22 protein-coding genes and 3 pseudogenes are annotated in these 23,617 nt (G+C 43.7%); 17 read left to right on the forward strand and 8 right to left on the reverse strand.

The window, feature by feature from the left end; genetic code table 11:
- From JCM19039_RS25270 to JCM19039_RS06640, 6 genes and pseudogenes are all read left to right on the forward strand, one after another.
- Positions 1 to 621: pseudogene (locus JCM19039_RS25270) on the forward strand (collagen-like protein); the annotation flags it as partial.
- A gap of 55 nt (positions 622 to 676) precedes the next feature.
- Entirely contained in the window at positions 677 to 1,330 is a 654-nt protein-coding gene (locus JCM19039_RS06615) for an HD domain-containing protein (RefSeq protein WP_042425245.1), read from the forward strand.
- 60 nt (positions 1,331 to 1,390) lie between these two features.
- Complete coding sequence (locus tag JCM19039_RS06620; RefSeq protein ID WP_042425248.1) at positions 1,391 to 2,671, forward strand: aminotransferase class I/II-fold pyridoxal phosphate-dependent enzyme; 1,281 nt, start codon at positions 1,391 to 1,393, stop codon at positions 2,669 to 2,671.
- Between the two features lie 1,072 nt (positions 2,672 to 3,743).
- Entirely contained in the window at positions 3,744 to 4,652 is a 909-nt protein-coding gene (locus JCM19039_RS06630) for a transporter substrate-binding domain-containing protein (protein ID WP_052398581.1), read from the forward strand.
- Between the two features lie 67 nt (positions 4,653 to 4,719).
- On the forward strand, positions 4,720 to 5,376 hold the full coding sequence (locus JCM19039_RS06635) for an amino acid ABC transporter permease (RefSeq protein WP_042425253.1): 657 nt from the start codon (positions 4,720 to 4,722) through the stop codon (positions 5,374 to 5,376).
- On the forward strand, positions 5,373 to 6,095 hold the full coding sequence (locus JCM19039_RS06640; protein ID WP_042403305.1) for an amino acid ABC transporter ATP-binding protein: 723 nt from the start codon (positions 5,373 to 5,375) through the stop codon (positions 6,093 to 6,095). The genes JCM19039_RS06635 and JCM19039_RS06640 overlap by 4 nt, the downstream gene beginning before the upstream one ends.
- A gap of 48 nt (positions 6,096 to 6,143) precedes the next feature.
- Here JCM19039_RS06640 and JCM19039_RS06645 read toward each other — a convergent pair whose 3' ends face one another.
- From JCM19039_RS06645 to JCM19039_RS06670, 6 genes and pseudogenes are all read right to left on the reverse strand, one after another.
- Positions 6,144 to 7,307 carry a serine hydrolase gene (locus tag JCM19039_RS06645; RefSeq protein ID WP_042425255.1) on the reverse strand — a complete coding sequence of 388 codons (1,164 nt, stop codon included), beginning with the start codon at positions 7,305 to 7,307 and terminating at the stop codon, positions 6,144 to 6,146.
- Positions 7,308 to 7,322: 15 nt separating this feature from the next.
- Entirely contained in the window at positions 7,323 to 8,153 is an 831-nt protein-coding gene (locus tag JCM19039_RS06650; protein WP_052398582.1) for a polysaccharide deacetylase family protein, read from the reverse strand.
- Between the two features lie 43 nt (positions 8,154 to 8,196).
- Positions 8,197 to 9,120 (reverse strand): metal ABC transporter permease, encoded by a 924-nt coding sequence (locus JCM19039_RS06655; protein WP_042425262.1) that lies wholly within the window; start codon positions 9,118 to 9,120, stop codon positions 8,197 to 8,199.
- Positions 9,117 to 10,394, reverse strand: coding sequence for a metal ABC transporter permease (locus JCM19039_RS25275; RefSeq protein ID WP_042425597.1), 1,278 nt, complete (start codon positions 10,392 to 10,394; stop codon positions 9,117 to 9,119). The genes JCM19039_RS06655 and JCM19039_RS25275 overlap by 4 nt, the downstream gene beginning before the upstream one ends.
- Positions 10,395 to 10,412: 18 nt before the next feature.
- Positions 10,413 to 11,128: pseudogene (locus JCM19039_RS06665) on the reverse strand (metal ABC transporter ATP-binding protein); the annotation flags it as partial.
- A 23-nt stretch (positions 11,129 to 11,151) separates the two neighbouring features.
- Entirely contained in the window at positions 11,152 to 12,090 is a 939-nt protein-coding gene (locus JCM19039_RS06670; RefSeq protein WP_042425266.1) for a metal ABC transporter solute-binding protein, Zn/Mn family, read from the reverse strand.
- Positions 12,091 to 12,405: 315 nt separating this feature from the next.
- Here JCM19039_RS06670 and JCM19039_RS06675 point away from each other — a divergent pair, with 315 nt between their 5' ends.
- Entirely contained in the window at positions 12,406 to 14,451 is a 2,046-nt protein-coding gene (locus JCM19039_RS06675; RefSeq protein WP_042425271.1) for a sodium:proton antiporter, read from the forward strand.
- A gap of 64 nt (positions 14,452 to 14,515) precedes the next feature.
- Here the strand turns inward: JCM19039_RS06675 and JCM19039_RS06680 are convergent, their stop codons facing one another.
- Positions 14,516 to 15,103, reverse strand: a complete 588-nt coding sequence (locus tag JCM19039_RS06680; RefSeq protein ID WP_042425274.1) for a cysteine hydrolase family protein — start codon at positions 15,101 to 15,103, stop codon at positions 14,516 to 14,518.
- Between the two features lie 200 nt (positions 15,104 to 15,303).
- Here JCM19039_RS06680 and JCM19039_RS06685 point away from each other — a divergent pair, with 200 nt between their 5' ends.
- From JCM19039_RS06685 to JCM19039_RS06725, 10 genes and pseudogenes are all read left to right on the forward strand, one after another.
- A complete protein-coding gene (locus JCM19039_RS06685) occupies positions 15,304 to 15,657 on the forward strand; it encodes a multidrug efflux SMR transporter (RefSeq protein WP_042425276.1) in 354 nt (117 codons plus the stop codon).
- 1 nt (position 15,658) lies between these two features.
- Positions 15,659 to 15,970: a multidrug efflux SMR transporter gene (locus JCM19039_RS06690; RefSeq protein WP_042425279.1), complete on the forward strand. Its 312-nt coding sequence runs from the start codon at positions 15,659 to 15,661 to the stop codon at positions 15,968 to 15,970.
- A 359-nt stretch (positions 15,971 to 16,329) separates the two neighbouring features.
- Positions 16,330 to 16,887 (forward strand): thiol-disulfide oxidoreductase ResA, encoded by a 558-nt coding sequence (gene resA / locus JCM19039_RS06695; RefSeq protein ID WP_042425282.1) that lies wholly within the window; start codon positions 16,330 to 16,332, stop codon positions 16,885 to 16,887.
- 121 nt (positions 16,888 to 17,008) lie between these two features.
- Positions 17,009 to 17,620 (forward strand): CPBP family intramembrane glutamic endopeptidase, encoded by a 612-nt coding sequence (locus tag JCM19039_RS21745; RefSeq protein ID WP_052398583.1) that lies wholly within the window; start codon positions 17,009 to 17,011, stop codon positions 17,618 to 17,620.
- 23 nt (positions 17,621 to 17,643) lie between these two features.
- Entirely contained in the window at positions 17,644 to 19,212 is a 1,569-nt protein-coding gene (locus JCM19039_RS06705; protein WP_042425284.1) for a sensor histidine kinase, read from the forward strand.
- On the forward strand, positions 19,209 to 19,613 hold the full coding sequence (locus JCM19039_RS06710; protein ID WP_052398584.1) for a response regulator: 405 nt from the start codon (positions 19,209 to 19,211) through the stop codon (positions 19,611 to 19,613). The genes JCM19039_RS06705 and JCM19039_RS06710 overlap by 4 nt, the downstream gene beginning before the upstream one ends.
- 67 nt (positions 19,614 to 19,680) lie before the next feature.
- Positions 19,681 to 19,878 (forward strand): helix-turn-helix domain-containing protein, encoded by a 198-nt coding sequence (locus JCM19039_RS27845; RefSeq protein ID WP_373975243.1) that lies wholly within the window; start codon positions 19,681 to 19,683, stop codon positions 19,876 to 19,878.
- Positions 19,879 to 20,039: 161 nt separating this feature from the next.
- Positions 20,040 to 20,927: a tripartite tricarboxylate transporter substrate binding protein gene (locus JCM19039_RS06715; RefSeq protein WP_307190183.1), complete on the forward strand. Its 888-nt coding sequence runs from the start codon at positions 20,040 to 20,042 to the stop codon at positions 20,925 to 20,927.
- 95 nt (positions 20,928 to 21,022) lie between these two features.
- The gene (locus JCM19039_RS06720; protein ID WP_042425287.1) at positions 21,023 to 21,472 is read left to right on the forward strand and encodes a tripartite tricarboxylate transporter TctB family protein; all 450 of its coding nucleotides are present in this window, start codon (positions 21,023 to 21,025) and stop codon (positions 21,470 to 21,472) included.
- Positions 21,473 to 21,485: 13 nt separating this feature from the next.
- Positions 21,486 to 22,998: pseudogene (locus JCM19039_RS06725) on the forward strand (tripartite tricarboxylate transporter permease).
- Positions 22,999 to 23,399: 401 nt separating this feature from the next.
- Here JCM19039_RS06725 and JCM19039_RS06730 read toward each other — a convergent pair.
- Entirely contained in the window at positions 23,400 to 23,615 is a 216-nt protein-coding gene (locus JCM19039_RS06730) for an AzlD domain-containing protein (RefSeq protein WP_052398585.1), read from the reverse strand.
- Between the last annotated feature and the right edge of the window lie 2 nt (positions 23,616 to 23,617).

Genomic DNA, 23,617 nt, shown 5'->3' on the forward strand with positions numbered 1-23,617 from the left:
GTAACAGGTCTAACCGGAGCGACAGGCGTCACTGGAGCCACGGGTGTCACTGGAATTACAGGACCTACAGGCGTCACTGGAGTCACTGGCATCATTGGGCCGACAGGGGCGACAGGTTTGCTCGGAGCAACAGGAGCAACGGGGGTCACTGGACCAACTGGACCTACAGCCGATGATTCATCTCCGTTCTTTAATAGTAACGTTCAGGCGCAGACTGTAGCCGTAGGAGCTCCAGTTATCAACTTAATTCCACGGCAATTTGCAGGTATCACGTATACACCTGCCACAGGCTTGTTTACAATTCAGGTCCCAGGTCTGTACTTCTTTAACGTTACACTCAACACGGCAGCGGCTACAGCTGCCGGAGCATCTTTTGGATTATTAATCAACGGTACACTAGCGGCAGCGATTGGTAATGCTGACAGTGGCGGAATCATTGATGTGCACCGTTCGAATTTCTATACTGCAGGAACGACCATCCAAATTGTCAATTCTTCACCAGCCGCTGTAAGTTTAGTGAACGGTACTGGTATTACTGGTACTGCAGGGCATGTATCAATTCTTCGCTATGCAGCAAATGCTACGGGAACGATAAGTACAGCGACAGGTACAGTCGGTTAGTAGATCGTCACAGCTCAATGGTATAATGAGCTGTGACTTTTTTTGGAGGGATTAGATGGACAAAGTGATCAGCGAAACGAAACGATGGGTTGAACAACAGTTAACTGCTGAAAAGACAGGTCATGATTGGTATCATATTGATAGAGTTTATAAAATGGCCATTCGTCTAGCTAAGGAAGAAGGGGCAGACCCATTCATTGTTGCGATGGCAGCGCTTTTGCATGATTTAGCAGACGACAAAGTAGTGAAAGACGAACAGGCAGGGCTGGACAGAATTGAAGCATGGCTTGATCGCTTTCATGTGAGTAAGTCCGACAGGCTACATATTCTAACAATCATTACTTCAATTTCTTATAAAGGTGGAAATGGAGAGAAGTTAAAAACAATAGAGGCAAAAGTTGTACAAGATGCCGACCGACTCGATGCATTGGGTGCAATTGGTGTGGCACGAACTTTTCAATATTCCGGTGCAAAAGGTCAGCCAATCTATGAGCCACAGCGGGAAGTCCGTTCTAAGATGACCTTAGAGGAGTATCGACATGGACAAAGTTCGGCTGTTCATCACTTCTATGAGAAACTTCTTAAATTAAAGGATTTGATGAATACAAAAACAGGTAAAAAGATCGCTGAAGAGCGGCATCAATTCATCGAAGTGTTTTTAGAACAATTTTTACTCGAATGGGGAAGTCCACAACGGGGCGATAGCTGACATTTGTTTGTTGGTTGTTTTACAATAGTAAGTGAGTCAAAAACAAAGGAGCTAAAACTTGTGACACAGTTAAGTGAATGGTCTAAAGATCAATTAACCGAAAGATTGGATGAGTTAAAAGAACAGTACAAAAATGCCGTTCAGCAAAACTTGAACCTGAATATGGCTAGGGGAAAACCTTGTCCGGAGCAAGTTGAACTATCTATGGGCATGTTGGATGTGTTGGATTCAAGCTCGTCCATGGTTTCTGAAAATGGCGTAGACCTTCGAAATTATGGTCAATTGGATGGAATTCCAGAGGCGAAACGCTTTTTTGCTAACCTTCTTGATGTAGGTGAAGAAGAAGTCATTGTTGGTGGTAATTCTAGTCTTACGCTCATGCATGATGCTGTAACACGTGCGATGTTTGACGGTGTTAAAGGGAGTGAAAAACCTTGGTCAAATTATGATAAAATCAAATTTCTTGCGCCAAGCCCGGGGTATGACCGCCATTTTGCAATATGTGAACGTTATAACATTGAGATGATTATCATTGATATGAAGGAAGACGGTCCGGATATGGACCAGGTCGAAGAGCTTGTAAAGCAAGATGAAACGATCAAGGGCATTTGGTGTGTCCCTAAATATAGCAACCCAAATGGGACAACATACTCGGATGAAGTTGTAGACCGATTGGCTTCAATGGAAACAAAAGCTACAGACTTTCGAATCTTTTGGGATGATGCGTATACGATCCATCATTTAGGCACAGAGCCACTCTCGCTGAAGAACATACTCAAATCCGCAAAAGCTGCGGGCAATGAAGACCGGCCCTATATCTTTGCTTCAACATCCAAAGTCACTTTCCCAGGAGCTGGAATCGCAACACTTGCTGCAAGTGAAGGAAATTTAGATGATGTTCGAAGTAAAATGGCAGCACAAACAATCGGTTACGATAAGATGAATCAAATTCGTCATGTTCGCTTTTTCACTGAAGTGACGTCACTTGAAGGACATATGAAAAAGCACGCGCGTATCATTAAGCCGAAGTTTGACCTCGTGTATGAAACGTTCCGTGAGCAACTTGGTGATAAAGGCATTGCGACATGGTCTGAACCAGAAGGGGGCTATTTCATTAGTCTCGATACAGCCAAAGGCACAGCGAAGAAGATTGTGCAAATGGCGAAAGATGCCGGTGTTACACTCACAGGTGCAGGAGCAACTTTCCCATATGGAAAAGACCCGAATGATCAAAACATCCGTATCGCACCAACGTATCCAAGCATGGAAGAGCTTGCGAAGGCATTGCAAGTGCTATGTGTTTGTATAGAGTTGGTGACAATTGAAAAGAAAATGCTCTAATCAAATAAGATAAAAAACCGTTTGTTCTCATGGAACATCCGTTTATATAGGTTCGTGTAGAGCCTAAATTTGTTAGGCTAATCTGAGCGTCTAAAAGCGTAACGATAATCGGATGCTTTTAATTGAGGTTTGTAGGGTAACATCGCACAGCTTTTGTCTACCTGAATCACTGAAAATTAGCACCTCGCTCTTTCTAACTGAAAGGAACAATACTTAACAAGAGGAACTTTGATTTACTCGTTAACATGAACGAGGGGGCACGATTTATATGGTACAATTTCCGCCCCGCTGCCCATCAGAGTTCACTTAGGGTTTAGAGAGAGTCTCCAATCGTCACAAAAACCCATTTTAGTGACGAATAGTTAAGGAAAAGGCATCACACTTCACCTAAATGGTCACATAAACGCCACCAACTGTCACAATATGAAATATATGATGCAGTTTGTATTTTAAGAAACCCGTTTGAGAGGCGAATTGTCACAAAGAACAAGCAGAGAGAGTGACGATCGTTGGTCTTTTTGATGACTGCAGTTCGCGTCTTTCTACACGTGGTCAAAAGTGTTACAACTGCCCACAACCATCGGAATCGAAGATGTCAAAGTAACACAGAAGGGTTAAGGCAGGAAATGTGCTTTCGTTTAACCGTAAAAACCGGTAGATTTTCCCGTTGAAAGGCTGTGGAAAGGAGGTTCACTTTAATCTCGAACGGAACGCTCAGTAAATTTCTTTCCTTCAACATGTATAGATTGCTTCCAGACCCATGTAACCACCCTAAAGAGAGAGCGTCTGCGGAGAAGGGTTCGGTTTTTCTTAGGCCCTTTTTTTTTAAGTCCGAATCCCATCTTCAACGAATAGTTCGCTTCAACAATTTGAGGTTCGGAAGGTTTACGTTTTTCGGCGGATGGCTGTGAGGCTGTATCCCCCGTCAAATAACGTGTGAGATTTCCTGTCATGAATACGTGAAATGTTCTGAATGTGCATAACATTTTTTGTATTTTTCCGTAGTTATGATACACTAAGGTAGATTTTCCTATTACTAATTTATAGATTTATTAGGGGGAGAAGAGAAAAGATGAAGAAGAATTTGTTACTTACAGGTGTTTTAGGAGCATCTATGCTCGCGTTAGCCGCATGTGGCGATGACGACACTGGAGCAGATGAAGAGGTAGATGACACAAACGGAGATACGGAAGAAGTGGAAGATGAAGATGGTGATGAAGACGCCGAAGGTGACGACGATGCAGCAACTGGAGGCGATGATGACGCGTATGCTGACGTAGCAGGCGAAACGTTTACGGTCGCTACAGATAACAACTTCGTTCCTTTCGCGTTTATGGATCTTGATACAAATGAACTATCAGGATTTGATATTGAGCTGATGACAGCACTCGCAGATGAAATGGGAATTGAAGTGAACTTTGAAACGATGGAATTCCAAGGAGCTCTCGCTGGCATCCAGTCTGGCGTATATGATGCATCCATTAATGCGATGAGCATTACTGAAGAACGTCAAGACACGATTGATTTTTCCGATCCATACTACTTAGATGCAGGGATTATCGTTGCGGTTGCTGCGGATAACGAAGGAGAGTGGGGATCGTTAGAAGAATTGGATCAAGACGGGATTACAATTGCGACTAACCAAGGATCGACTTCTCACGATTATCTCGATGAAAACCTTGAGAATGCGAGCATTCAAGCGTTACCAGATGTTGTTGAAGCCTATCAGAACGTTATCCAAGGACACTCTGATGCTGTGCTCTACGATGAACCAAACGTATTGTATTATGTTGAGGAACAAGCACAAGGTCAGCTTGTAACCGTGGGTGATACACTTTTAGCAGATGATTATGGAATCGGCATGCCGCAAGGTCATGAGCTCGTTGATCCGATTAATCATGCACTGGAAGTGCTCATGGAGAATGGAACCTATGATGATATTTATGAAGACTATTTCGGTGAGCGCCCGATGGGCACATAATCATTCAGGTTCTGCTCATACAACCATTGTATGAGCAGTTTCATTCTCTTTTTGGAAGGAGCCAGTCATGAATTTAAATCCAGATGCATTTATTCAAGTGATGCCTTACCTTGCGCAAGGCTTATGGTATACCGTTATTATCACATTTGTCGGTGTGGCAATTGGTTGTATCATAGGTTCAATGTTTGGCCTCATGAGTATTGCGAGATTCAAAGTGGTTCGATGGATGGCCATTACGTACATAGAACTTATCCGTGGAACGCCTATCCTCGCACAGATCTTATTCGTTCACTTCGGTATTCCTGCATTGTTTAATTACAATTTTGACCCGTTATTTACTGGGGTTGCCGTCATCGCAATTAATTCAGGGGCGTATATCGCTGAAATTGTTCGTGGTGGTGTGCAGTCCATCGATAAAGGGCAAATGGAAGCCGGGAGGTCCCTCGGGCTTAATGGTAGACAAACGATGCGCTACATTATTTGGCCACAAGCTGTAAAAGTCATGATTCCACCATTTGGAAATCAATTTGTGATTAGTCTTAAAGATACGTCGCTACTATCAACGATTGCGGTTGCAGAACTTATGTATCAAGGCCGGCAATTTGCGAGTATATCGTTTAACATGTTTGAAACCTACTTTATGGTGTGTATTTTCTATCTCATGATAACTATACCTGCATCTATTTTATTGCGTTACACGGAACGGAGGCTCGATAAATCATGATCAAAGTGAACGACTTACATAAATCCTTTGGAGACAATGAAGTCTTAAAGGGCATAACGACCGAGATTGATGCACAAGAAGTCGTTTGTGTCATTGGGCCGTCGGGTTCGGGGAAAAGTACATTTCTTCGTTGCTTGAATCGTTTGGAAGATATTACAGCTGGAGAAGTCATCATTGATGGAACAAACATTGCCAATCGGGAAGTGAATATTAACATCGTTCGTCAAGACGTCGGGATGGTGTTTCAACATTTTAATTTGTTTCCTCACAAATCGGTCATGGAAAACATTATGTTAGCACCAACCAAGTTGAAAAAGGCAAAAGGCGAAAACCAAAATCAAAGAGGGATGGAGCTTTTGAAAAAGGTCGGCCTAGAGGATAAAGCATCGGCGTATCCATCCAGCCTTTCAGGTGGGCAAAAGCAACGGGTTGCGATTGCGCGGGCACTCGCGATGAACCCTAAAATTATGCTCTTCGATGAACCAACGTCAGCACTTGATCCTGAACTTGTCGGCGATGTGTTGCAAGTGATGAAAGACCTTGCGAACGAAGGGATGACGATGGTCGTTGTCACCCACGAAATGGGATTTGCAAAAGAGGTAGGCGATCGTGTGTTTTTCATGGACGAAGGTTTAATTCTTGAAGAAGGTACACCAAGTGAAGTGTTTGATCATACGTCACATGAACGTACACAATCCTTCTTAAGTAAAATCTTATAATAAAACGAGCGCAAGGTTTGGATAACCTTGCGCTCGTTTTTGTTTTGGTTACATATGTTCAGCGAGTTGGCGAAACACTTCAATCGTCTCTTTCTCGTGTTTCTCAAAATCAGGATCCACACTCGTCTTCACGATTACCGTCTGTCGTTCTGGGTGAACGTATATAAATTGGCCCCATACCCCCATCGCAAGATAATCTTTGTTCTCGTGGTGAGGAACCCACCATTGATATTGGTATCCGAGCGACGGTTGTTTACGAAGAGACGTGTCACCGATTTGCGTAGAAGCGGACACCCAATCGGCAGGAATAATTTGTTCTTCATTCCACTTTCCTTGTTGCAAATATAGCTTGCCGAAGCGGGCATAGTCTCTAAGTGTGGCATTAAAGCCGCAAAAAGAGAGGTCATTTCCCTTGCGATCGGTATTCCAATACGCATCTCGCTCAGCATCTATTTTCTTCCATATTTTCCGAGAGAAATATTCTGAGGGCTGTACACCCGTCGCTTCTCGGAGCACCATGCCGAGTACTTGCGTATCGACACTAGCATAACGATACATTGTGCCAGATAGCCGGTTGCTACTAAGACTCTGAACATAATTGTCAATGGACTGGCTAAATACGAGCGTCGAATAAAAGAGCTTACGGATATCTGACAACGGATGGCTGTAGTCTTCATTAAATTGAACTCCCGAAGCCATTAATAGCACATGTTCAATCGGAACGTTTCGATAAGCGCTGTTTGCAAGTTCAGGCACATACTGATCGACTGGATCTTGAATGCTCTGAATCTTGCCTTCGTCAACGGCAATGCCGATCAGTGCTGAAACCATCGATTTCGCAACGCTCCAAGACGTAAAGCGTGTATGCTCGTCGCTACCATGTAAATATTCTTCTAGCATGATCTGATTATTTTTTATGACGATAAAGCCGGTCGTTGTCGTTCTTTTCAAGAAATGATCGAGGGATTGCTCTCTGCCTTTATACAGATAACTTCGATGAACGTGAGAAGTTGCTTTCTCAAAAGTCTGACTCGGCGTTTCTGATGTCTTTACAAGGTTAGATGGCATCACATCGTTCATATGTTGAAATCGTTTGATTCTTGAATGTTCTGAGAAGAGCGTGGCGGCTTTCCAATTTTGAATGGCTTTATAGCAAACGATTGCAGCGCTTGCTCCTGCTGCGACTGTTACTGAAGCTTTTCTTATGTTCATAATCAATGTCCTTTCTTATGAAGTTAATGTGTAGTCATCAAGGTGGACAAAAGTGAGTCCGCGACCTTCAAGCTGTGGAAGTGAGCGCATCACACCTTCTGCCACGTCACTGTCGGGTTGATTTAAATGCAGTAGCACAATGCTCCCTGGCTGGGATTGTAGAAGTGCATGTTCAATTTGGTCGGCAGAAAATGTTGCCCCTGCGTCACCAGCAATATCAAAATTCACGACTTGAAGCCCTAAACTTTCGACGATTTCCACGCTGACGTCATCATAGTACGCAGTTCCAGAGCGAAACATCGTAGGGGTCTTGCTTGTGAGACGTTTGATTTCATCTTGATTTGTCATGACTTCTGTAACGACCTCATCAGCATTATTCGTGCCTTCAATTCCCCAAACTGCTTGTCCACTTACTGAAAGTGGGCGATGCTCTGTACCGTGATTCTCAATTTGAAATAGAGGGTTGTCATTGAGCGCGAGAAATTGTTCTTCATTGTCTTGAATCCATCGATAGTTTACAAAAAGTGTCGCCGGGATGTTTTCTGTAATGAGATAATCTAAAAGCTCTTCATCCAACTCGTTCCCGTGTGTGCCGCCGCACAAGTCAAACGTGAGAGCTACAACAGGATCGTCAGTGTCCAGGCGTGTCATTACACCAGTGACGTTTTCGCCCCATTCTGTTGGGGGACGTTCTTCGACAAAGGCTTGATAATTCGTGAACGACTTCTCCGGCATAACGACCTGCTTTTCCTGCAATGACGCACGATCAATATGTATGGATGAGGTTGAGGCACATCCAAAGAGCATGAACGAGCACAACACGAAAATGAATGCATGTTTTATCATTTCTTTGCCCCTCATCTAGTATGTAGGTTTGTGACTAATCATATCACGGTATCCTCCAAAACAAAATGACAGCAAAACGCCTGAGCTTATGACTCAGGCGAATGCGTCGGTTGTTGATTCTTTTTGCGATCATGCCGTGTGTTGGAGAGAACAAAAAGGCGAGCATGAACAAAATGCCAGTCATTGTAGCCATCATGCCAGAGATGGAAGCATCGAGCCAAGCGGCGGTATAGTATCCTGCCACAGCAGAAATAACACCGAATACCGCACTCAATACAAACATCATCCATAACCGCTCAGTCAAAAGATAAGCCGTTGCAGGAGGGGCGATGATCATGGCGACGACAAGTATGGCTCCAACAGCATCAAAAGCTGCGACAGCGGTAATTGAAGTCATTCCCATGAGGACATAATGAAGGAAGACGACAGGCAATCCAAGTGCAGCAGCAAGCTCTGGGTCAAAGGAACTTAATTTAAATTCTTTGTACAATAACACCAAGATCACGATGTTAATGACAAGAACGATGCCAATGACCCACACGGCTTGCGGAATGGGTGGCAGCCCGAACCATTCCACTGTCGTCCACGGAATAAAGGCAAGCTCTCCCATAATTGCATGCTCGGTATCAATGTGAACATCTCGAGCAAACATGGAAACAAGAATGACACCAATGGCGAATAAAAAGGTAAACACAATGCCAATTGATGCGTCTGCTTGCACACCTGCTGAATTCAATAACTGAATGAAGACGGCAGTTAGCACCCCAGTAATCGCAGCGCCAATGAACATGGCAAGGCCGTCTAAGGAGTTTGTGACCAAATACGCGGAGACGAGGCCAAGAAGTACGGTATGGCTAATGGCGTCAGAAATCATTGCCATTCTGCGAAGGACCAAAAGCACGCCAATTATGCTACACGTAATCCCGACAAGAGAAGCAGTCATAATAATCCAAGCGGCATAACTCATCGGTGACCGCCTCCCTTCTCTGACAAGGGTTCCATGTCGTGTTCTTTGAGCAGTTCATCGAAAGGTTGAAGGTCTTCTTTCGGTAGGGATAAGAAGTTCCAATTCATTTTCTCCATCGGTAAGTGAGCAAATTGCAGCTCATACATGGAGTACAGTTGCAAGTAGCGATTGTTCAATGTGATTCGGTATCCATTCTTTTGTCCACTGCTCGTCAATTGGTAGCTGTTATCGTGTTTAGTCGTAATCCATTGCCTTCGTATCAATGAGTTGATTGTCCGTCGAAACATGATTGGGGTTATTGGCCTGGCGTCTTGAATTTCTTCCGACGTAAAGGCGCGCGGTTCTTCCTCGTGAAGTTCATATAAACTTTGCATCACTTGCGCTTCAGATGTTTGTTTCTTCAAGCGATATAAGTGAATCGCTTTTGTGATGAGGCCCTTTTTAGGCGCGATAAATAGTGAGAGGAAGAACAGTAAACAAGCCGAGACGATAATGAGCGGTCCTGTTGGCATTCCAGAAATCTGCGTGCTGACAAGTGTGCCAATAATTCCAGAAAATCCTCCTAAAATGCCTGACAAGATGATCATCACACTTAAGCGGTTCGTCCAGTAGCGAGCAGTTATGGCCGGTGCAATGAGCATGGCTGCCATGAGTACAACACCTACAGCTTGAAGACCAATAACGACCGAAGCGGTGATCATCGTCATGAGAATTCCGTTAATTAACGTTGCAGGAAGACCGAGACCTTCAGCAAATTCCCGGTCAAAGGTAATTAACTTTAGTTCTTTAAACAAAAGAAAAGTAGTGGCGAGTAATAGGATGGCAGCGCCTGTAAATATATACACATCACTGCGTACCATGGCGGCTGCTTGACCGAATATGAACTCATTTAAACCGGCTTGGTTGCCACCGGCGCTTCGATTAATAATCGTTAAAAGCACGATGCCGATTCCAAAAAATACCGACAAGACGAGTCCGATTGCTGTATCTGTCTTTATGCGTGAATGTTTCACGAACGTCTGAATTAGAAAAGTGCCAAAATAGGCAGTGATTCCGGCTCCGAGTACTAAGAAAATCATCTCTTTAGAGCCCACTATGATAAACGCGATACAAATGCCGGGTAGCGCGGCGTGGCTCATGGCGTCTCCAATGAGGCTTTGCCTGCGAAGTAAGGCAAAGCTTCCAAGCACGCCGCTCGTCATACCGAGCAGCATCGTACCGAGAAGTACCCACTGGGTATTGGGCTGTAATAACACATCAAGCAAGGGGCTCACTCCCTTTTGATCTTGGTCTAAAAAGGAGAGACGCCCACCGTACGTTTTTTGTAAATTATCTTTCGTAAAGACGTCACCCGTCGGTCCAAATGCAATTTTGCGGATGTTGAGTAACATGACCCAATCAAAATAGTCTTCGACCGTTTGCAAGTCATGATGAACGACGAGAACCGTTTTACCTTGTGCTTTTAATGAGGTTAATAATGAGATAATCGCTCGCTCTGTCGCTGCATCAACACCGACGAACGGTTCATCCATGAAGTAGACAGAAGCGTCTTGAGCGAGTGCCTTGCGAGAAATACCCGCTGTTGTTGCCCACCTGATAATTGACTAATTTGGCGGTCGGCATATCGTTCCATCCCGACTTGTTCTAGGCAATGCATCGCTTTGTTAATATCGGTTTTTTTCGGTCGCTTAAACATCCCGATCTTTCCATATCGCCCCATCAGAACAACGTCCAAAGCATTTGTCGGGAAATCCCAGTCGACAGAGCCGCGTTGTGGGACATAGCCAATTAATTGCCGCTGTTTTTTGTACGGTTGATCAAAAATCGTCACGTTTCCGGACGCTTTTGGAACGAGACCTAAAATGCTTTTAATCAGTGTCGATTTTCCGGCACCGTTTGGACCAATAATTCCTATCAAGTTTCCCTCTGGTGCTTCAAAACTGACGTTTTGAAGCACAGGCTTTCGGTGATAAGCCACGGTGATGTTGCTTGCGGATACCGGGTACATAAAAATACTCCTATCTGTCCTTATTATTTCAAGGCGTCTACGACTTGTGAAACGTTCGCACGGTACATACCAATGTACGTTCCTTCCTCTGTTCCTTCTTCACCCATAGCATCGGAATAAAGTTCACCGCCGTGCTCAACATCATGTCCTTGTTGCCCAGCTCCTTGAATCACAGCTTCAATGGCACTGTCAGATACACTTGTTTCACCAAATACCGCCGTAATGTCACGCTCAATCATTTCATCAATAATGCGTTGAACGTCGCTTAGTCCGTATTCAGCTTCAGTTGAAATCCCTTGAAGCCCTAATACATCAAAGTCAAAGGCATCACCAAAGTATTGGAATGCGTCGTGGGCGGTCACGAGTACGCGTTGGTCTTGCTCGATTTGTTCAATTTCACTATATGCCCATTCTTGAACTTCGGTTAACTCACTCAAGTAGGTTTCTGCATTTTCAGTATAGACGTCTTCGTTATCAGGGTCTAGCTCGATTAAGCCATCGCGAACTTCTTCTACAGCGTAAGACCACAAGTCAATATCAAACCAAATGTGTGGGTCAGGCATGTTTTGCTCTTCTTCATCTGCTTTGATCATGTCCTCTGGAACATTGTTACCGACAGCGTAAACGGGCTTACCTTGACCCATTTGTTCCAAAATATCTTCCATGTTCGCTTCTAAATTTAGTCCATTATAAAAAACAATATCCGCATCGTCGAGAAGCTGAACGTCGCCTTGAGACGCGTTGTACATGTGTGGGTCAATTCCAGGGCCCATTAGTGCATGGTTATCGACGAGGTCACCTCCGATATTCGTAACCGCGTCATCAAGCTGCCCGATCGTCGAAACGACCTGGATTGGGTCATCACCTGAAGAGGAAGCATCTCCTTCCGTTTCTTCTGTACCACAAGCTGTGAGTGCCACCATAGTGAATCCTGTTCCAAATACCAGCAATTGTTTCTTCATTTCTCTCACTCCTCAAGTTCTATATAAATATTTGATTAGGACAAACAAATTTACTCTAGCTATGAATGTTGCCTTAGTGCAACTTATAACGTAATCCTACACTTCACATGTATAAATGTCAATCCAAAAATAGAAATTTGGATGAGCTCATACGTAGGCATAAATCTAGTGTATGGGCGGGGCATGGCAGACGTTCTTTTACCTAGAGAATCATTTTGACAATGGTCTTTGTTGTTATTTTTCTCATGGTGACAGATTGGTTTGCATGGAAAAGGTTGGAACTGGCAACAATGGTTAGGTAGTGGAGGGAACGTTATGCACGTATTTATATCAATTCTCATGTTATTACTTCTTGTTGTCGTTGGCACAATCTTGCACCGGCAGTTTTCAAAAATTCCCGCGGCATTATTTCAAGTTTTTTTAGGGACTGTTTTAGGGGTGCTACTTCCGGGTTTAACGTTTGAATTTGAACCGGAATTGTTTTTAATGGCAGTCATTGGACCGATTCTTTTCTTTGACGGGTATCACGCTTCAAGAACGGCTTTTTGGACGTATCGTTGGCCCATTTTACTTATGGCGTTTGGTCTTGTGTTCATTACCGTTGCGGGTCTTGGGTTCATTATTCATATATTGATCCCAGAAATGCCTTTAGGTGTCGCGTTTGCCCTCGCCGCCGTTTTATCACCGACGGATGCGGTCGCAGTGCGGTCAATTACAAAAGGAATGAAACTGCCAAAAGGCTTAATGACCATTCTTGAAGGGGAGTCGCTCATTAACGATGCTGCGGGGATTGTCTCATTTAAAATCGCTTTAGCGGCAACAATTACAGGAGTATTCTCAATTTGGGAAGGCTCTTCAAACTTCGTTTTTGTTGCGTTAGGAGGAGCGCTCGTCGGTTTTTTAGGCGCACTTATTATCGTTCAGATTCGCATCATGTTACGCACATTTGGGTTTGAAGATGTGTATTCGTTAGTTTCCATTCAATTGTTCACACCGTTTGTCGTCTATTTTCTAGCAGAGGCCGTTCACGTTTCGGGAATTCTCGCTGTCGTCACTGCCAGTGTGGTGTATGGCATCGAACGGGATAAACTCCAACAAACATCGATGCAAATGCAAGTGGTTGCCAACAATACGTGGTCGATTGTCGGTTATTTATTAAATGGTTTCGTTTTCGTACTGCTCGGATTTTTACTACCAGAAGTTTGGCAAGGGCTAACAGCAAGTGAGGAATATCCACTCGGCTGGATTACGTTACTAACCGTGTGTATTGCCATCGCTTTATTTATCATTCGGTACGTATGGGTGTACGTTTGGCATCCATTATTCTCAGGTTCACCTACAAAGTCTCTGTTATTTATTGAAGAATGTCAGCAATCAAAAGGCAAGGACAGCTCTGAATTCTCCAGAAGTTATTATGCATTGTTTGCAGCAGTCTGTGGCATACACGGTACAATCACCTTAGCGACAGCCCTGTTAATCCCAGATCAGTTAAATGATGGAACTGCTTTTCCATTGCGAGATACCGTACTGTTTATTGCAGCGGGCGTCGTGTTAATTTCGATGATTGCAGCGACGATCTTTTTACCGATGATGGGCAAAGCAGAAAAGGTTGAAAAGCAGCGCTCGTGGTCATTGAATGAAGCTCATGCGCACATGATAGATGCAATCGTGACTTCACTAGAGAAAAAGGTAACGACGACAAATATGTTGTTTTATCATACGGTGATTGCTCGATTTAAGAAGCAATTAATTTATGTGGAACGAGGGGTCGAGCTTGGTCATTCTCGGCAGGAGATCAACAGGTTGCGAGATCTCGTCAAAGAGATTGAAAGAACCACATTAAAAGTACTCATTGACGAACGAACGGTGGAGAAGCGAACCGCGCAAATTTATTCGGCGTATCGAAGTAAGGTCGATTCTTACATCCGCATGTCGGTACTAAAACGATATTGGTTCAACGTGAAATTAGGTCTGCTCGAATCACGGCAGTTTACACGTGGTCACGTAGAAGCTGCCCATGAGATTAAGTTATTGAAGAAAATTGAAGATGTGATTCATCCGAACGTAATGAACAGGCTAACAAACGAAGAGACGTTGCACAACCGACGAGAAGTGATGTATGTAAAAGAAGAACAGCACCAACATTTACACGTACTATACGCACCGCTTGAACAAGGAGAAGAAGATCGAAAAGAAATCAAACGCATTCATTTAGCAGGCATCCAGCAAGGAAGGGTGTTTATAGATGAGCAAATTCAAGCGGGTCACTTAGCCATTCGAGAAGCGTATGAATTGCGAGAGCGTTTGCTTTATAACGAGATGGTTGTGCTTCGAGAAGGAGAAGAACTAGAGGACGAATGAGCCGTTCATAAAAAAGGGGAATGCGCATGATGCACATTCCCCTTTTTATGGAAAACCAAGTTGTCTACTGTTGGTCAATTGTGTGCACGTCTGAGGATTCTACAACTTCAGCACCGAGGCAGTTTTTAAAATGTTGGAGTGCGAAATGATGCCCTTGTTGATTAAAGCTTTGAACAGCATCAGCATGAACGACAATGGAAAACCCTAAATTGAAAGCATCAACAGCGGTGTGCAAGATGCAAATGTCAGTGCATACACCCGTCAGGTGAACTGTAGAGATGTTACGTTCTCGTAAACGAATCGCGAGGTCGGTTCCAGCAAACGCACTATAGCGCGTTTTGTCCATCATGCGAATGTGTTCCGGCAATTGTTCAGTAAATCCATCTAAAAAGTGTTGAATGCTTTTGTACTGTTCGCGGCCTTTTGTACCTTCAATATTATGAGCTGGAAAGAGTTTTGTTTCTGGGTGATACGAATCGTTTTCTGCATGCACATCGACAGCAAATACAATCGAAGTGCGCGTGTCATGAAACTGTTGTACCAATTTCATAATCCGCTGTTCAATCCTTTGTCCTGGTTCTCCGCACGTTAACTTTCCATCGTCAGCGACAAAATCATTCGTGTAGTCAATGACGAGTAGCGCTGTGGTCATGATGATTACCTTCCTTTCTTTGTTCCATCGTCGTTTCTTTCATTATATATGAATGGGCGATACCGCGCATCGAAACGGTGGTGTAAATGGCACGAGTCAAACGGCAATTTCCGGTGGTTACCATTGACGGCATTTTCAAAGCGTGTTTTACTTATACTAACTAACGTTAGTTAGTAATTGCATGTTTGGAGTGATCAACAATGAATCGTAATTGGCTGCTCGTATTACTCGCAGGTTTATTGGAGATTTTTTGGGTTGCGGGACTAAATTATTCTACAGCCTTATGGCAATGGATCGTAACCATCGTTGCAATAGGCATTAGTTTTACATTCGTAATTTTAGCGACGAGGGAACTGCCAATTGGAACGGTCTATGCCGTATTTGCGGGTATTGGAACTGCAGGAACGGTTATCGTTGAGATTCTCTTTTTCGGAGAACCCTTCAGTGCGTTGAAAATTCTTTTAATCGGAACGCTATTAACCGGTGTCATTTCATTGAAGTTGTTAAGCGATGACCAAGAGAAGAAATCAGAAGCGATAAAGGAGGCCACGTAAAATGTATTGGACAGCACTCATCATTGCTGGATTATTTGAAGTCGTTGGGGTCATCAATTTAAAAAAGATGGCCATGAAACAATGGCACGCGATTGGTTATGTAGTTTTATTTTTCGGGATTAGTTTTGCGCTGTTAACGTATGCGATGAATGATATTTCAATGGGAACCGCATACGGTGTTTGGACGGGCATTGGAACAGCAGGTTCAGCCGTTCTCGGGATGATTTTGTTCAATGAAAGTAAAGACGTAAAGCGCATCTTCGCCATTTCATTAATTCTAGCCTCAGCTGTCGGATTGAAGTTGTTATCATAATTACTCCGAAACATGAAACGGATGTGAAATTCTGTTCAGCCGTTCTGTAAAGGTAGGTTCGAGCCGCTCATACCTGCTTTTAAGCGTGAAACAGTCTCGCTTAGTCTGGCAAGTGATCGCTGGGAATAATCAAAGAGAGTGGAGGTGATCAAGTGTAGCGTTTTTTTTTTTCTATAAAGTATTAGGGTTACGAACGTGGCCATCGCATGACCTGCATGGGGATGTTTCAGTGGAAATTCGTTTGTGATCCTAGTAAAATGTAAACAATTCGTTACAAAGATCGCTGTGACTTGATTATTATTCTGAGAATATGAGATGCTATCTGTATCGTGATATTTACTTAAGATAGAGGTGAATCCATGGACAAACAAGATCGAGTTAAGCGTAAACGACGTAGAATGTTCATGCGTACCGCAATCCTCTTATCCATTGTCGCTGCCATTGGGTATGTGTTCGTAACCAACTTTTTTATGGCAGAGGCTAGTGTAGTGAGTGAAGGGGATCAAGCGCCAAACTTCTCGCTCGTCAACATGGATGGAGAGCGGGTTGAGCTGGCGGACTATGAAGGACAAGGCGTATTCTTGAACTTCTGGGGCACATTCTGTCCACCATGTGAAGATGAGATGCCGTATATGGAAGAAGAATGGCAAAACTATAAAGATAAAGATGTAGAAATTCTTGCGGTGAATGTAGGAGAGAGTGAGCTACAAATTGACCGTTTTGCGAATCGTCATGACTTGAACTTCCCAATACTCATGGACAGTCAGCGTGACGTGCTTGCCGCATATGGTGTCGGCCAACTTCCCGCAACATATCTGATTGATGAACACGGGGAAGTTGTGCTAAAACGTGCAGGTGGCATGAGCCAAGAGCATGTTGAAAACTTCATGGAAATGATTGATCCGGCTGCTTCCTAATAGGTGCAGCCTTTCTTTTATGGCTCGGGTCTAAACGAAAAACTGAGCATGGTATAAAAAAATAAACATAGAAAACGCCTGGAGCTGGACTCGCAAATACGCATGTGTTGGAGGTGACGACGTGAAAAGATCTGATGTACAACTGCTCTTTGCTATATGGCAAGGTTTTGGTCTAATGATTGTGGCCGCCCTTGTGCTCATGATCATTTTTCGATGGGGGGAGACGTTGCCGTTTCTCATCCAGTTGTTTACCATCGACAATCAATCGTTATTGCTTGTGATCGGAATTGGCGTTTTAAGTGGATTAGTCATGGCGCTAGTCGTCACCGGAGTGCTCGTGTTAACGGGGACAGAATTACCTGACAATGAGATGACGAGAATATTGGAAAGAATTATTCGAATGCCCGGAGGGCTCGTTACAGTCGGTTTGGGTGCGGGGTTTGCTGAGGAGTTTTTGTTTCGCGGAGCACTCGTCGGTTTGTTTCTTGATACGTTTCCTGCCTGGCTTGTCCTTCTACTAAATGCCTTGTTGTTTATGGCGTTACATATCCCTCAATATCGAGGAGAGCCATTCATGCATCTGACAATCCTCGTCATGGGGTTTTGGTTAGCGTTTTTATTTTATTTTACAGGGTCTTTGCTCGCCCCGGTGATTGCCCATGCTCTTTACAATACAATTCTTGGCTGGCATTTACGCAAAACATCAGCCAATCGTCATGTTCAATCCGAATGATGGATGAGAGGGGCAACATGTAAATGAAAAAAATGAAAATCCGGACACGTATGCTTCTTTTTTTTACACTGCTGTCTTCATTTTTATTTATTATTTTTATTATCGCTTTTGCTTCTATAGAGGTTGATAATACGAGAAGCGAGTATGAACAATTAGCTAGACAAACCGCAAATACAATTGGGTATATGCCAGCAATTGCCGATGCGGTAGCCATTCAAGACCAAGAAGAGCTTGAAGGACATATTGACCGGATTCGACTACAAGTTCAACAGCCCATCGTTTCTGTTGTGGACGACGAAAAGAATGTTGTATATCATTCACTTGATCTGAATGCGCAGCTCTCGCCATCAGATGAAGTCTACGACCGGACCATTATGTTCGGTTCCTATCAGAATAATTCTGAATTGGATGAGATGAGTATCCAAATTATTGCCCCGGTCTATCAACAAATGGCTGACAATGGGGAGCGATTGGTCGGTGCTGTGAGTGTTGAGTATCCTCGGGAAACACTGATGAGTTCGATTGCGGATAAGTTTATTCGACTGGGAATTGTCGCGTTGATCAGTTTGGCGGTACTCGGCACCGGTGTCGTTTTATTTGCTCGTAATATTCGGGAAGATACATTAGGGATGGAGCCGGTGGAGATAGCGAGTAAGTTTACTGAACGACAAGCGATGTTGGAATCCGTGAAGGAGGGCATACTCGCAATTAATACCGATAAAAAGATTACACTCATTAATCCGTCGGCGCGGTTGCTTCTTCATCACGAAGAAGACAAAATACTTCTTATAGAAGCACTCGGTCTCCATGATGTGATTCAAAAGGAGACCTTCGTATATGATGAAGAGCGGACGTTTAACGGCTACCCATTAATTGCGAACCTCCGTCCGATGTATACGAATAAACGATTAGTTGGAGCGATCTGTAGCTTCAGGTATAAAACGGACATGAGACAACTTCAACTGATGATGGATCAAATGAAAAGTTATGCGGACGGGCTGCGCGCTCAAACTCATGAATTCAAAAATAAACTGTATGTGATTATGAGCTTATTGCAACTAGAACAATATGATGAGGCGATTCGTTTTGTTCAAGAGGAAGCGATTGTTACCGATCAATTTTTACCTAAGTTAAACCGTATTGAAGATGCAGGCATCCAAGCCATTCTTCTTGCTAGTATGGGAAAGGCGGCTGAGAAGAACATTCATATGGTTATAGAAGATCGCTCATCTCTATCACCGACGCATATCCCTATTTCCTCAATGACGATCATGCTAGGCAATGTGATTGACAATGCGATTGAGGCTGTGCAAGATGAAAAACAAAAGAATATTGGGATCTTTATGACGGATATTGGTGATGACATCATCATTGAAATTGAGGATAGTGGAGTGGGTATTGCACGTGATGAGCAACATCTCGTTGTAGAGCAAGGCTATTCTCGAAAAGGATCCGGAAGAGGGTACGGCTTATACAATGTTGAAAGCACGTTGCGTGAATACAACGGTTCATTAGAAATTGCTAATTCAGAACTTGGAGGTGCTTGTGTATCCATTATCCTACCAAAAAAAGAAAGGGGAATCGGCTCATGAACGTTATTATTGCCGAAGATGATTTTCGGGTATCAGGAATTCATGAAGCCTACGTGACATCCGTCGAAGGCTTTCAGGTGGTTAGCCGAGCGCTTAACGGTAAAGAACTACGCTCAAGTCTAAAAGCAGCCGATGTCGATTTGATTTTGTTAGATATTTATTTTCCTGATGAGCGGGGGACAGATCTCTTGATGCACATTCGTAGTGAATATCCTGATATGGATATCATTGTGATCTCCGCTTCTGATGAACCACAAGATCTTTTGATTGCGAAGCGTTTTGGTGTGTATGACTTTCTCGTAAAACCGGTGTCTAAAGAACGATTTGAGCAACGCTTCGCCAATATAACAGCACCGAGGTTGGTTTCTTCACTCGTCTGCATTTACAGAAGCGGATGTTAGCCGATTTTTAACGAGTTCAGGTAGTGGAGGTTATGAAGAGCCGTCACTTCCTTCAGGAATTGATTCCATCACACTCTACAAAGTTCAGCTATCATTAGAACATGTAGCTGACGGTGTAACGATTGAAGATACGTGCCAAGCGGTCGGCATTTCTCGAACGACAGCCCGTCGATACTTAGAGCATTTGGTCGCTTCAGGTCATGCACGAACACAGTTGAATTACGGTGTCATCGGTCGACCTGAAAGAAAATATGTACATGTGTAATTGAGGAGGGACCCGTGGTTGGGTTCCTCTTTTTTATCGACAAAAAAATGGTGGTCAAAAAGGATAAAAAGAAATAAAAATTCGAAATATTGTCTCTGGAAATGATGAATGATATATTCATAAACATTGAAAGCGGTTACTTGCATAAAGGAGGGTTACATATGTGGAAGAAGTTATCGATGATCGGTGTTGTATTTCTATTAGCATCGTGTTCGGATTCTTCTTCATCGGCCGATACATTTCCAGATCAGCCGATTGAAATTATTGCGCCGGCAACACCAGGCGGGGGTTGGGATATGACAGCACGGTCAATTCAACGATCAATGGATGCTGAAGGTTCAGTGGAAGAAGATATTACCGTCGTTAATAAGCCAGGCGGGGGCGGGGAAGTTGGTTGGCAATACTTAAATCAACAAGATGGTCATTTTGCGGCGGTGAACTCAAGTTTACTCGTTACAGGTAATTTGTTAGAGCAGAGTGAACTCACACATGAAGATTTCACCCCATTGGCGATGTTATCAACGGAGTGGTTAGCGGTCGCAACACGAGCGGATGCTGGGTTTACTGATGGAAATGAACTGATGGCACAGTTAAGAGAAGATCCGAAATCTTTAACCATCGGTGTAAGTCCGTCGCTTGGAAGTGGAAATCACCTTTCATTTGTACAAGCCGCTGTTGAATCAGGCGTAGATCCGACAGAACTGCAATTTCTTGTGTATAGCAGCGGAGGAGACATTATGAATGCACTACTCGGTGGACATATCGATGTGACGAGCAACTCGATGTCTGACCTTTCAGACCAGTATGAAGTTGGTGAAGTCGACATCTTAGCGGTCACATCGCCGGAGCGGTTAGATAGTTTTCCAGATATACCAACTTGGCAGGAACAAGGCATTGATATGGTATTTCCCCATTGGCGTGGCATTATGGCCCTCAGGATATGCCAGAGCATGAAGTTGAAAAATGGGACGAGTGGCTTAGCGCGATGGTGGAAACAGAAGAGTGGCAAACCGTACTCGATAATTATGATCTCGAAGATTTTTATATGAGTAGTGATGAAACAGGTGCATTTTTTGAAGAGCAGCAAGAGTTTTTCGCTGAAATAATTACACAGGCAGGTTTAGCGCCGTAGAAAGGAGCCGCAATGAATGCCGTTCGAATCTCTTTACCTGTATTTTTTATCGTCATTAGCATAGCACTTGCTATTCTCACGTTGCAATTGCCTCATGCACAGCTCGGCAATCCGTATGGGCCGATGTATTTCCCGCTCGTCGTGAGCGCAGGGTTGTTCGTTTTTTCTGTCATCGACCTTGTCAAGGTACGACAACATTTTGATACAGAGAATGACGACTTAAAAGCATTACTAAAAAAAGAAACCATATACACGCTAGGAATTATATTGGCACTTTGTTTGCTATATACATTGATCTTTGAACGTCTAGGATTCTTCATTTCCACATTTATCTTTTTAGCAGCGCTCATGTTTTTCCTTAACGGAAAGAAACGGTGGTTGCTCAATCTCATTGTAACGGTCGTTGTGGCAGGAAGCAGTTGGTACGTGTTCAGCTATTTGCTAGAAATTAGTTTACCGTAAGGAGGAAGTCGGTATGGATTTAAGCTTTGTGTTAGATGGTTTATGGACAGCGCTTCAACCGATTAACCTCCTATGGCTCATTCTTGGAGCATTTCTCGGTACAATTGTAGGGATTCTTCCTGGGTTAGGACCGGCAACAGGTGTTGCGGTGCTGATTCCGTTAACGTTTGGGATGGAACCTGTGAGTGCACTCATTCTCATGGCAGCGATTTATTATGGTGCTTTGTTTGGGGGCTCGAGAAGTTCAATTCTCATTAATACCCCTGGGATGGTTCGTCGATTGCAGCAACATTCGATGGGTATCCGATGACAAAGAATGGTCAAGCAGGCCAAGCGATGAGTATTGCCGCCATCGCGTCATTGATCGGTGGTGTAATGGCGATTTTTGGCTTTATCTTTTTAGCCATTCCCTTGGCAAACTTTGCGTTGAATTTCGGGCCTGCTGAGTACTTATTTCTGTTTTTCTTTGCCCTCTCTGCCGTCGTCGCCCTTTCCATCGGCAATATGGTCAAAGGATTTATTACGATGTTTTTAGGGCTTGGCATTAGTACCATTGGTATTGATTTACAAACCGGTGTGCACCGCCACACGTTTGATATTCCCCATTTTACCGAGGGCATTAGTTTTGTCGTCATCATTATCGGGATTTATGCTATTGGCGAAGTGCTGTACAATATGTTTGCTAACAAACAACCGAAAGATGTTGATGGCAAAAGTATCGGGAGTAAATGGTTTACTAAAGATCAATGGAAACGTTCCATTGCACCGATCGTTCGTAGTGGTCCGATTGGCTTCTTTCTCGGAGTGCTACCAGGTTCTGGAGGAACGATCTCATCATTACTGGCGTACAGCACCGAAAAACAAATATCAAAAAATAAAAAACAGTTCGGAAAAGGAGCGGTTGAAGGTCTGGTGGCTCCTGAGTCGGCAAACAGTTCCGCTGCCGTAGGATCACTCATTCCGATGCTTACGATGGCAATCCCAGGTTCAGCAACAACAGCTGTTATGCTAGGTGCACTCGTCATGATCGGCATTACGCCTGGACCGCTATTATTTGAGAACAGTCCAGATCTCGTTTGGACACTTATTAATAGTATGTTTATCGGTAATATCATTCTCTCATCATTAACATTGCCATGGTTGGTGTTCTCGTCAAGATTTTGAAAACACCACCGAGAGTGTTGTACCCGATCGTACTGATCTTGTCCTTTATCGGTGCGTACACGCTCGGGTATAGTACGATTGATTTCTATATCCTCATTTTTGCGGGCGTATTAGGGCTCTTCATGCGTCTGCTCGATTACCCAATTGTGCCATTAATTCTGGCGTTAATTGTCGGAGGGGAAATGGAGCAGAACTTAAGACGGTCATTAGTCATTTATGACCAACCCGTCGATATGTTGTTTGCTTCACCAATCACGATCGTATTGGCTTTACTCACATTGCTATCATTCTCATATCCATTGTTGATCAAGCTCGTCAAACGAAAACGATCAACCAACAAAGATACACCAGCGAGCACGTAGAAAAAATCTGAACGATGATAACTTGGTAGTCATCACAACAAAAAATCCGCCCAAAAGACGTTTTACGGGCGGATTTAGTCATGTATATAAGACAAAATGAGTGCATCAAGGGAGGGCGGGAACAAATGGTATTGTCTTTAATGATTATGTTCAGGGTAGGGACACTATCCGAAATAAACAGATGTGCCGCGTACCCCCGTTTCGTTTTTTTAGACACATAGCGCTTCTATGACCATCTGACTGCACGCCTTTATTAAACGTTTTAAAAAGCTCTTGACGAGACATGCTCCGCTCTCTACGATTTTCAAAAGAAATATCGAACGCCCATCCCTGAGAGAATGCCGGTGATGAGGGACAAGAGTAGCGATTTCGACCTCAACATCGTCAACATGCCGACGATACTAGCAATAAGAACAGGAATTGAAATATACGTGTGCCCATTTTCTGCTCATCATTTGCACAACGATGAGGGCGGTGATCATACTTGCTGGAATATATCGAAAGTAGAGTTCGACAAGTGGAGATGCCTTTATCCGGGTCATCGCTTCCAGCCCAATAAGCCTCGATATGTATGTGGATATGGCGAGCCCAATGATTAATAGCCATTGTTGAATCATTG

Origin of the sequence: Geomicrobium sp. JCM 19039 (assembly GCF_000698145.1) — a bacterium.
Lineage (GTDB): Bacteria > Bacillota > Bacilli > Bacillales > Marinococcaceae > Geomicrobium_A.

What these genes read in the sequence shown, in the direction of transcription:
- JCM19039_RS06685 (WP_042425276.1), top strand. Translation starts at nt 15,304, where the DNA reads ATGAATCGTAATTGGCTGCTCGTATTACTCGCAGGTTTATTGGAGATT.
- JCM19039_RS06635 (WP_042425253.1), top strand. Translation starts at nt 4,720, where the DNA reads ATGAATTTAAATCCAGATGCATTTATTCAAGTGATGCCTTACCTTGCG.
- JCM19039_RS06655 (WP_042425262.1), bottom strand. Translation starts at nt 9,120, where the DNA reads ATGAGTTATGCCGCTTGGATTATTATGACTGCTTCTCTTGTCGGGATT.
- JCM19039_RS06630 (WP_052398581.1), top strand. Translation starts at nt 3,744, where the DNA reads ATGAAGAAGAATTTGTTACTTACAGGTGTTTTAGGAGCATCTATGCTC.
- JCM19039_RS06715 (WP_307190183.1), top strand. Translation starts at nt 20,040, where the DNA reads ATGTGGAAGAAGTTATCGATGATCGGTGTTGTATTTCTATTAGCATCG.
- JCM19039_RS06710 (WP_052398584.1), top strand. Translation starts at nt 19,209, where the DNA reads ATGAACGTTATTATTGCCGAAGATGATTTTCGGGTATCAGGAATTCAT.
- JCM19039_RS06730 (WP_052398585.1), bottom strand. Translation starts at nt 23,615, where the DNA reads ATGATTCAACAATGGCTATTAATCATTGGGCTCGCCATATCCACATAC.
- JCM19039_RS06720 (WP_042425287.1), top strand. Translation starts at nt 21,023, where the DNA reads ATGAATGCCGTTCGAATCTCTTTACCTGTATTTTTTATCGTCATTAGC.
- JCM19039_RS06705 (WP_042425284.1), top strand. Translation starts at nt 17,644, where the DNA reads ATGAAAAAAATGAAAATCCGGACACGTATGCTTCTTTTTTTTACACTG.
- JCM19039_RS06645 (WP_042425255.1), bottom strand. Translation starts at nt 7,307, where the DNA reads ATGAACATAAGAAAAGCTTCAGTAACAGTCGCAGCAGGAGCAAGCGCT.
- JCM19039_RS06675 (WP_042425271.1), top strand. Translation starts at nt 12,406, where the DNA reads ATGCACGTATTTATATCAATTCTCATGTTATTACTTCTTGTTGTCGTT.
- JCM19039_RS06640 (WP_042403305.1), top strand. Translation starts at nt 5,373, where the DNA reads ATGATCAAAGTGAACGACTTACATAAATCCTTTGGAGACAATGAAGTC.
- JCM19039_RS06690 (WP_042425279.1), top strand. Translation starts at nt 15,659, where the DNA reads ATGTATTGGACAGCACTCATCATTGCTGGATTATTTGAAGTCGTTGGG.
- JCM19039_RS06670 (WP_042425266.1), bottom strand. Translation starts at nt 12,090, where the DNA reads ATGAAGAAACAATTGCTGGTATTTGGAACAGGATTCACTATGGTGGCA.
- JCM19039_RS06680 (WP_042425274.1), bottom strand. Translation starts at nt 15,103, where the DNA reads ATGACCACAGCGCTACTCGTCATTGACTACACGAATGATTTTGTCGCT.
- resA (WP_042425282.1), top strand. Translation starts at nt 16,330, where the DNA reads ATGGACAAACAAGATCGAGTTAAGCGTAAACGACGTAGAATGTTCATG.
- JCM19039_RS06650 (WP_052398582.1), bottom strand. Translation starts at nt 8,153, where the DNA reads ATGATAAAACATGCATTCATTTTCGTGTTGTGCTCGTTCATGCTCTTT.
- JCM19039_RS06615 (WP_042425245.1), top strand. Translation starts at nt 677, where the DNA reads ATGGACAAAGTGATCAGCGAAACGAAACGATGGGTTGAACAACAGTTA.